This is a genomic window from Streptomyces sp. NPDC058662 (assembly GCF_042716255.1).
In the GTDB taxonomy this organism is placed as follows: domain Bacteria; phylum Actinomycetota; class Actinomycetes; order Streptomycetales; family Streptomycetaceae; genus Streptomyces.
This window is the reverse complement of the sequence record NZ_JBHXRU010000072.1, coordinates 23,261-31,988: the sequence shown is the minus strand read 5'-3', so window position 1 is coordinate 31,988 and position 8,728 is coordinate 23,261. Positions and strand designations below refer to the sequence as shown.

Sequence of the window (8,728 nt, the reverse complement as noted above, 5' to 3'; positions counted from 1 at the left end):
CCCCGGCGCGGTGCGCGCCGGGGCGTCCCCGTGCCTGTCCCCGTCCCCGTGCCTGTCCCCGTCCGGGTCCCCGTCCGGGTCAACCGCGGTCCGGTAGCCGCGCCGCACGGCGCGCCGCGATCACCGCGGCGGTGATGCGCCGGGTGAGGGACCGCTGGTGCTCGCGGAGGTAGAAGTGCCCGCCGCCGTAGAGGTACAGGCCCCGGAAGTGCGGGGCGCGCTCGGCCCAGGCGGCCAGGCGGTGGCGGGTGACGACCATGTCGCTCTCCCCGCCGAATACGGTGAGGGGCACCGCGAGCGGCGGGGCGCCCGGGTCCGGCTCCCAGGTGTCGACGAGCTGGAAGTCGCTGCGGAACACGGGCGCGAAGTGCCGCCACACGGCGGGTTCGTCGAGGAGCTCCAGCGGGGTGCCGCCGACCTGGCGCAGCCAGTCGCGCAGCCCGTCGTCGGTGAGCAGGTGGCGGCCGCCGGACGGGCGGTCCGCCGGGGGCGCGGGGACGCCGCAGGAGGAGAGCCCGAGCCACAGCGGGCCGCGCTCCCCCCGCCGGGCCAGGAGCCGGGTGAGCTCCTGGGCCACGATGGCGCCCATGCTGTGCCCGAAGAAGGCGTACGGGCGGTCCAGCCAGGGCCCGAGCTCCTCGTGGAAGAAGGCCACCAGCTCGTCGACCGTGCCCAGGGGCGGGCTGCCGCGCAGCCGCCCCCGGCCGGGTGCGGTGAGCAGGCAGACCTCCCAGTCCGGCGGGAACTCCTTCTCCCAGTCCCGGTAGAGCAGCGGTGAGCCGCCGGCGTGGTGGAAGAGGAACAGCCGCAGCGAGGCGCCGGGCACGGGACGGGGCACGCTCAGCGCCCCGGGGCGCCCGTCGGTGCGAGCCGGGGCGGTACCCGCCGCCGGGGCGGTGGCAGCCACGGTCATCGGGTGGCCTCCCGCGGCTCGCGGGCCGGCGGGGTGGCGCGCATGAGGGCGAACTCCACCACCTGCTCCCCCAGGGCCGTCAGGCGGCCCTGGAGGTGCGGGTCGGTGCAGCGGCCGTCGGGGTGGAAGCCCGTGCTCCCGTCGCCGAGGGCGACACCCAGCGGGGTGGGCCAGCCCCGCAGGGCGTGCACCACGTCCCGCAGGGCGCCGAGGGTGGCCACCGCGCCCTGCCAGCCCTGGCCGACGGCGACGCAGCCGACGGCCCGCCCGCTGAAGTAGGGGCGGGTGTCGGTCCGCAGGTCCTCGACGTGGTCGAGGGCGTTCTTGACCAGCCCGGAGATCGTGCCGTGGTAGGCCGGGCTCGCCAGGACCAGGCCGTCGGCGGCCGAGATCTCGGTGACGAGCCGGCGCGCCCGCGCCGACCGGACACCCCCCTTCGGGTCGTACATCGGCATGCCGAGCTCGGCGCCGCCGATCAGCGTCACCTCGGCGCCCAGGCGCCGGGCGGCGCCCAGGGCGACGCGCAGCGCCTGCTCCGCGGTCGAGCCCGGGCGGGTCGACCCTCCGATTCCGACGACCTTGACGGTCCGGTCCATGCGTTCCCCCCGCGTGCGTGCCGTACTGGTGGATCAGGCCGAGGCGGGCTGTTCGTCGCCGCCCACCGCGCTCTCGTGCAGGTCGCGCCGCCGGATGAGGACGAAGGCGATGACCGCCCCGACCCCGCACGCCGCGGCGCACAGCAGCATGACGTCGGTGAGTCCGCTCACGAAGGCGGCCCGCGCCGCCTCGACGACCTCCGCCGCCGCCCCGCCCGGACTCCCCTGCTCCAGCGCCGCGACGCCGCCGGTGGCGACGCTCTGGCCGGTGGTGTGCGCCGCGTCGCCCAGCGCCGCGCCCGCCTGGGACGCCGCGAAGTCCGCGACGACCTTGTGGTGGAACAGCGCGCCGAACGCGGCGATGCCCACCGCGACCCCGACCTGCTGGAAGGTCTCCCCCATGCCGGAGGCCATGCCGCCCTTCTCCGGGGCGACCACGCCGATGGTGACGGCGGCGCGCGGCGGGTTGAACAGGCCCATGCCGATGCCGGTGACGATCAGGCTCGGCAGCAGGGCCGTCCAGGAGCTGTCCGGCTCGACCAGGGCGATCAGCCCCATGCCGATCGCGCACAGCGCGAGGGACACCCCCAGCAGCAGGCCGGGCGCGATGTTGTTGACCAGGTTCCCGGACGCGGCGGCGATCAGGAACATCGTGACCATCATCGGCAGGAACCGCAGGCCGGTGTCCCACGGCGAGAGGCCGAGGACGTTCTGCATGTACGAGATCTGCAGGAAGACGGCGGCCAGCGTGGTCGCGTTGGAGAGGAAGGTCGCCGCGCACACCCCGGCGAAGGTGGGGATGCGCAGCAGGGACAGGTCGAGCATGGCCGCCTCGCCGAGGCGGCGTTCGATGACGACGAAGGCGATGAGCAGCACGACGGCGCCGGTGAACATGGCAAGGATGGGCGTACTGCTCCAGCCCTCGGCCTCGCCCCGGACGAATCCGAGGATGAGCAGGGTCAGCGCGGCGCCGAAGACCGCCATGCCGAGCCAGTCGATGCCGTGCGCGTGCGGGCTGCGCGACTCCCTCAGCCGCAACGCGCCGATCGCAAGGGCGATCACCCCGATCGGCACGTTGACCAGGAAGATCCAGCGCCAGCTGAGGTTGTCGGTCAGGAAGCCGCCGACCAGCGGCCCGCAGGCGAGCGCCAGACCGGCGACGGCGCCGAAGATCCCGAAGGCCGCGCCCCGGGCCTTGCCCCGGAACTCGTGGCCGATGAGCGCCGGTCCCACCGCGAACAGCACGGCCGCGCCGACGCCCTGGACGCCGCGCGCGATGTTGAGCAGGACGATGTCCTGCGCCAGACCCGCCGCCAGCGAGGCGAGGGTGAAGATCCCGAAGCCGATGGTGAACAGCAGTTTGCGGCCGAGGCGGTCGGCCAGTGATCCGCCGGTGACCAGGAACGCGGCCAGGGTGAGGGTGTAGGCGTCGATCACCCACTGCAGGCCGGAGAAGTCGGCCTTGAGGGAGCTGCGCAGGTCGGGCAGGGCGACGTTGACCACGGACACGTCGAGCATCAGCATGAACATCGCGACACAGACCAGCGCGAGTGTCCACGGCCGTGCCCGACGTGACGCTAAGTCCTCCGCCGTGTCCTGCTCGACTGCCGCCGCTTGGGTTGACATGGAACTCTCCACTTTCATCGGTAGTGAGGGGGTGCCTGGGGCCGCGTTCCTCCGGGGACCGCGCCCGCTACGAGCGCCACGAGCCGGAGCGCACGTCGTACACGTTCCGGTCCGTGCCGGTGATGCCGCTCGCCTGGATCAGCGCCCGCCCGTCGGGGGTGACCACGGCGCACTGCTGCCGCCCCGAGACCGGGTCGTACCAGTGCCGCAGCCGCAGTCCGCGCGGCCAGGCCTCGGCCAGTTCGACGTCGTTGGCCGCGGTGTACAGGTCGATGGCGCCCAGCGACGTCGGGACCATGGCCCCGACCCCCTCCGGGCTCCGCCCGTCGAGCACCGAGGTCCGCAGCAGGCAGTCCAGGGTGATGCTCGGCAGCAGGAACCGCGCGTACGGGCCGCCGTCGGACGGCAGGGTGAGCCGCAGCTGGGCCGAGCCGCCGTCGGGCTCCAGCCGGGGTTCGCGCAGCGAACGGAACACCCCGCTCAATTCCACCGGCGTCCCGGGCAGTTCGTACGTGTTCGGACCCGCCGCGCCGCCGGGGGGCGCGGGCGGGCACCAGGGGCCGGTCTGGAGCGTCCGGGCGAGGTGGACCACCATCCGGGTGTGCTCCCGCTCGGGCACGGGGCCGGCGGCCGGGCTGGTGACCCGGACCCGGACCCGGTCGCCCTCCCGGGTGGCGGTGACGCGCAGCGTGCGCGGCCAGCGGTGGCGGGCGGCCCGGATGAACTGCGACAGGACCACATCGGTGATCCGCGCCGGCAGCAGGCCGGGCGCGAGCTCGGCCGCCGCCTCCGCCGCCAGCTCCAGGATGAAGGTGCCGGGCACGGTCGGCCGGCCGTCGACCAGGTGCTCCAGCAGGTACGGGTGCTCGGCGAGGCCGATCTCCACGCTCCACACAGCCGTGGCGCCCTCGGTCTCGGGCCGTCCGGTCAAGAACGCCCGCCGTTCGGCGCGGTGCGGTGCCCGGCGCGGCCTCTGCGGCTCGGCGGCGGCCGTGGCCAGGCAGAGGTCGCGCAAGCCCGGCGCCCGGCGCTGGAGGGTGGTCCAGTCGTTCTCGCCGATCCACGTGGTCGCCAGGCCGTGGCTGCCGCGCCCGGCCAGTTCGGTACGGAAGAACTCGCGGCCCTGGGCGTCGGTGAGCTGCCCGATCTCGGCCTGGCGGGCCAGGAACGCGCCGCCGGGGGTGTCCGCGGAGGCCATGCCGGACTCCACCCACAGCCCGGAGGCGAGGGCCACCTCGTCGCGGCCGGCGACCGCGCGGCCGTGCGCGGCGGCCAGCATCAGGAACTCGTTGCCCGCGCCGTAGTCGAACTCCCCGCGCAGCGGCGTGAACGCGGACACCGACGAGACGCTGGCCCACAGCAGCGGCTGCCGGTCGGCGAGGGCGGACCGCAGGTGGGCGTACCCGCGCACCTTCACATCGCGCACGGTCCGGAAGTCGGCGAGCTTCTTGCGGGCGAGCATGCTGGTACGGGCCAGCCCGGCACCGTGCAGCACCACGTCCACCCGGCCCTCGGCCGCCAGCACCTCGTCGACGACCCGGCGCACGGCGTCCGCGTCGAGGACGTCGCACTGGCGGTAGTGGACCCGCCCCGGTCCGACGGCCTTCTCCAGTGCGCGGAGGGTCTCGGTGCGTTCGGCGTCCTGCAGGGAGCGCTCGTACAGCCGGTTGAGTTCGCCGAGGGGCCGGCCCGGGTGGCGTGCCATGAGGGCGCGCAGGGCTTGGGCGCGGTCCGGCTCCGGCCGCTCACCGGAGGCCGGGTCGGGTTCGGGGCCGGTGCCCAGCAGCCACACGGCCCGCGGTGAACTGCCCGCGACCACCTCGTGGACCAGGTGGGCGGTCAGCCCGCGGGCGCCGCCGGTCGCGAGGATCACGGGGCTTTCGGGGAGGGCGGTCCCGGCGCCGGGGGCGGGCGGTTCGACGGGCAGCAGGAGCTGCTCCCGCCGCTCGCCGGCCACCAGGTGCACCACGGGCAGGAAGCGGTGGAAGGCCGATTCCTCGGCGAGCCGCTCCAGGCCCGCGTCAGCGGCGCACAGGTCGGTGCCGAGCGCGAAGACGAGGCAGCCGGTGAGCTCCTGCTGCAGGCTGCGCACCACCCCGCCGAAGAGGCCCGCGTAGGGCAGCGGGGTCGCTCCGTCGAGCACGTCCAGCATCAGGACCGCGTAGCAGCCGCCGTCGTCGAGTGCCTCGGCGCAGACCTGCGCGGCGACGAACGCCAGGTCGTCGAGGTCCAGGACGCGCTGGGGGACCACCTGTTCAGGGGCGCACCAGCGCTGCCCGCTCACCACGACGCGCACCTGGGCGAACCGGCGTCCGTCCTCGGCGACGATCCGCGCCAGGTCGGACGCGTCGTCGAGGTAGGTCACCGGGAAGGGCACGGGGGCGGCCAGCGGCGCGGGCCCGTGGGTCACGACCAGGACGTCGGCCGGGAGCGGGACGCAGGCCAGGGTCTGCGGATCGTCGGTCAGCACCAGGCTCCCGGCGGGGACCGCCTCGACGGCGGGGCGCACGGGGCGTCCCGGTACGGGGCGCAGCACGAGCGCGTGCCGCTCGGAGTCGGCGGCGAGTCCGGCGGCGCGGCCGGCCGCGGGCACGGCGGCGGGCGCGGGTACGGCGGCGGGTGCGGGTGCGGGTACGGCGGCGGGTGCGGGTCCGGCGGCGGGTGCGGGTCCGGGGGCGGGTGCGGGCGCGTGGCCCGGCGTACGGTCGGCCGCGCGGGCGGAGGCGGGGTCCGCGGTCCGGGACGGCTCCGGGTCGGCCGCGGGCGTACCGGTGGTGACCAGCAGTCCGGGCGTGTGGGCGTCCGCCGAGGGGTGGAGCAGCGTACGCCCCCGGGGTGCGCGCAGCGCGTGCAGGAGCGCGACCGCGCCCTGCGCGCCGCGGTAGTCGCGGCCGTCCGCCGCGGCCGGCGCGGGGGCCGCGGCGGCCCGGCCGTCGGTGGCGGGGCGGGCCGGGGCGAGGGCGAGCGTGCCCAGGATGTCCATGCCGCGCGCCTCGGCGGTGGAGCGGCGCGTGAGGACGAAGCCGATGGCGGCCTCGGCCGGTTCCCGGCCGTCGGGGCTCCCCAGGTGGGGGGTGAGGGTGTTGACCCCCATGACGACGGCCAGGTCGAGCTCCCCGTCCCGCAGGTAGCGCAGGGCGGTGGCCAGCGCGGAGTGCACGGAGTCGGGGCCCGCGTCGAGGGTCATGTTCGGGCCGTGCAGGTCGAGGCGCTGGACCACGCGGGCGGCGATGACGTTGGGCATCAGGCCGGGGTACGAGTCCTCGTTGCTGCGCGGGACCATCGCCCGCACCGGGTCACCGAGGAGGGTCGCGGGGAGTCCGGCCGGGCCGGTGAACTTGGCTTCGAGATCGGCGAGGTAGCAGCGCAGGTCGTAGCCCATGGCCGAGCGGGTCGGACCGGTGTGGCCGACGAACACGCCGGTGCGCGCGGCCAGTTCCGTGTCCTTGGTCCAGTCCCCCGCGATCATGTCGGCGCAGCGCAGCGCCATCAGCTGGCCGCGGTCCATGGCCGCGAGCGCCGAGGGTGCGAGCCGGGCCTCGACCGGCGAGGGCAGCGGATAGGAGTCCCCGAAGGAGGCGGGCCAGGTCGGCGCACCGCCGGCGAGCCACGCGTCGACGCGCTGCGGGTCCGGCAGTTCCGGCAGGTGGGCGGCCGAGGCGACCACGACGATCGGGTCCTCGGCCCCCGCGGACTCCGGCGCGGACGCGGACACCGGCGCGGTCGCGGCCGGTGCGCCCGCAGACGTTCCGGCCCCCGCGGGGCCGTCGGCGAGCAGCAGGTGGCCGTTGGTGCCGCCGAAGCCCATGGCGGAGACGCCCACCATCCGGCGGCGCTCCGGCCGGGACGGCCACGGCTGCGGCGCCGTCGGCACGTCGATCCGGCCGTCGAATCCGTCCGGCAGCCGGTCGAAGCGCCGCTGCGCCGGGATGGCCCCGTGGCGCAGGGCCAGCAGCGCGTGCACGGCCGAGACCGCGCCGGCGGCCCAACCGGAGTGCCCCACGAGCGACTTGTTGGACGTCATGGTCCAGGTCTTGTCCGGGCCCGCGCTCTCGGTCAGGGCGGTCATTTCCGTCCTGTCGCCGGTCGGCGTACCGGTGGCGTGGGCCACGATCCAGTCCACGTCCCCCGGGCCGGCGTCCGCCGCCGACCAGGCGCGGTCCAGGGCGAGCCGCTGGCCGTTGGCGTTCGGCGCGTAGATCGCCTTGCCCCGGCCGTCGGACGAGCCGCCGAAGCCCGCGACGAAACCGAGGATCTCGTCCCCGTCGGCCACCGCCCGCGCGTACGTCTTCAGGGTCAGTACGGCCGCCCCGTCGCTGAACAGCACCCCGTCCGCGCCCTGGTCCAGGGCGCGCACGGAGCCAGACTGGGACAGCCCGCGCAGCTTGGAGAAGAGCACCAGGCTCTGCGCCTGGAGCGCGAGGGCGCCGCCGCACAGCGCCACGTCCGTCTCCCCGGCGCGCAGGGCCCGCGCGCCGAGGTCGATGGTGTAGAGCGAGGAGGAGCAGGCGGTGTCGACGACGACGATCTCGGCCGACTCGGGCAGGTCGTGGGCCGCGGTACGGGCGATCCGGTACGGCAGCAGGTTCTCGGGGCTGTCGGTGGCCAGCGGGTACAGCGCGTCGAGGCCGTCCGGCAGGGGCTCGGCCGCGTCGGCGAAGATGCCGCGCACGCCGGCGGTGACGAGGGCCTGCTCCAGGTGCTGGCTGCCGTCCGGGGTGAGGCCGACGGCGAGCAGCTGCCGGTCCTCGGGGCGGATGGTGACGCCGTCGGTGGCCTGGAGGAGGGCGTGGCGCAGCCACCGGGCGCTGAACTCCTCGCTGTCGAAGGCCCCCGAGGCGATCTCCTCGCGCAGCCGGGGATGGGGTTCGAAGCCGTACATGAAGCCGGCGACACGCGAGTACGTGCGGTCCTCCGCGGACCGGTCGTCGGACCACATGGTGTTCAGGTCGAAGCGGTCGCCGGGCTCCCGGAAGACCGGTTCGCCGCCCTGCAGGAGCTGCCAGAACTGTTCGGGCGAGCTGGCTCCGGGCACGGCGATGCCCATGCCGACGACGACCACGGCGTCGTCGTCGGCGACGGCCGGGTGCGGGACCGCGGTCGGCCGCGGGGCGGGCGGCGTCGCGACGGTGAGGATCTGCCCGTCGACCGCGGAGGCGGCGTCCGAGACCAGGAACGCGAGGAGTTGGGCGACGGCTTCGACGGGGCCGCCGGCGGGCACCGAGACGGCGGTGACCCGGGCCGAGGCGTCCGGACCGGCCGCCAGCCGGGCGCGGACCTCCTCCAGCGCGCTGCGGGCCGCGCCCTCGGCGGCGGGCCCCCCGCCGCCCTCGGGTGCGGGCCCGTCCCCCTCGGCGGCGGGCCCGTCGCTCTCGCGTGCCTCGCGTACGGTCACGGCGACGACCGCGTCGACGCGGCCGTGCTCCGCCAGCGCCGCGGCGAGCCGGTCGCGCAGCGGCTCGCCGGGGCGGGTGGCGGCGAGGTGCGCGCCCGTCGCGGCGAGCGGCTCGGCGAGGGCGGCCGCGAGCCGGGGGTCGGAGCCGGTGACCAGGACGAGCCGGCTGGAAGAGGCGATGGACATGTTCAGGCTCCC

4 protein-coding genes are annotated in these 8,728 nt (G+C 76.0%); all 4 read right to left on the bottom strand.

Annotated features, from left to right (window positions below; genetic code table 11):
* Positions 1–79: 79 nt before the first annotated feature.
* The 4 genes from ACFWUQ_RS22695 to ACFWUQ_RS22680 all read right to left on the bottom strand — a co-directional run bounded on the left by ACFWUQ_RS22695 (position 80) and on the right by ACFWUQ_RS22680 (position 8,716).
* Positions 80–913: a thioesterase II family protein gene (locus tag ACFWUQ_RS22695; protein WP_384540873.1), complete on the bottom strand. Its 834-nt coding sequence runs from the start codon at positions 911–913 to the stop codon at positions 80–82.
* Positions 910–1,509, bottom strand: coding sequence for an NADPH-dependent FMN reductase (locus tag ACFWUQ_RS22690; protein ID WP_384540870.1), 600 nt, complete (start codon positions 1,507–1,509; stop codon positions 910–912). The genes ACFWUQ_RS22695 and ACFWUQ_RS22690 overlap by 4 nt, the downstream gene beginning before the upstream one ends.
* 33 nt (positions 1,510–1,542) lie before the next feature.
* Positions 1,543–3,039: an MFS transporter gene (locus ACFWUQ_RS22685; protein ID WP_384540867.1), complete on the bottom strand. Its 1,497-nt coding sequence runs from the start codon at positions 3,037–3,039 to the stop codon at positions 1,543–1,545.
* 163 nt (positions 3,040–3,202) lie between these two features.
* Positions 3,203–8,716, bottom strand: a complete 5,514-nt coding sequence (locus ACFWUQ_RS22680) for an SDR family oxidoreductase (protein ID WP_384540864.1) — start codon at positions 8,714–8,716, stop codon at positions 3,203–3,205.
* Positions 8,717–8,728 lie beyond the last annotated feature (12 nt).

What these genes read in the sequence shown, in the direction of transcription:
- ACFWUQ_RS22695 (WP_384540873.1), bottom strand. Translation starts at nt 913, where the DNA reads ATGACCGTGGCTGCCACCGCCCCGGCGGCGGGTACCGCCCCGGCTCGC.
- ACFWUQ_RS22690 (WP_384540870.1), bottom strand. Translation starts at nt 1,509, where the DNA reads ATGGACCGGACCGTCAAGGTCGTCGGAATCGGAGGGTCGACCCGCCCG.
- ACFWUQ_RS22685 (WP_384540867.1), bottom strand. Translation starts at nt 3,039, where the DNA reads ATGTTCATGCTGATGCTCGACGTGTCCGTGGTCAACGTCGCCCTGCCC.
- ACFWUQ_RS22680 (WP_384540864.1), bottom strand. Translation starts at nt 8,716, where the DNA reads ATGTCCATCGCCTCTTCCAGCCGGCTCGTCCTGGTCACCGGCTCCGAC.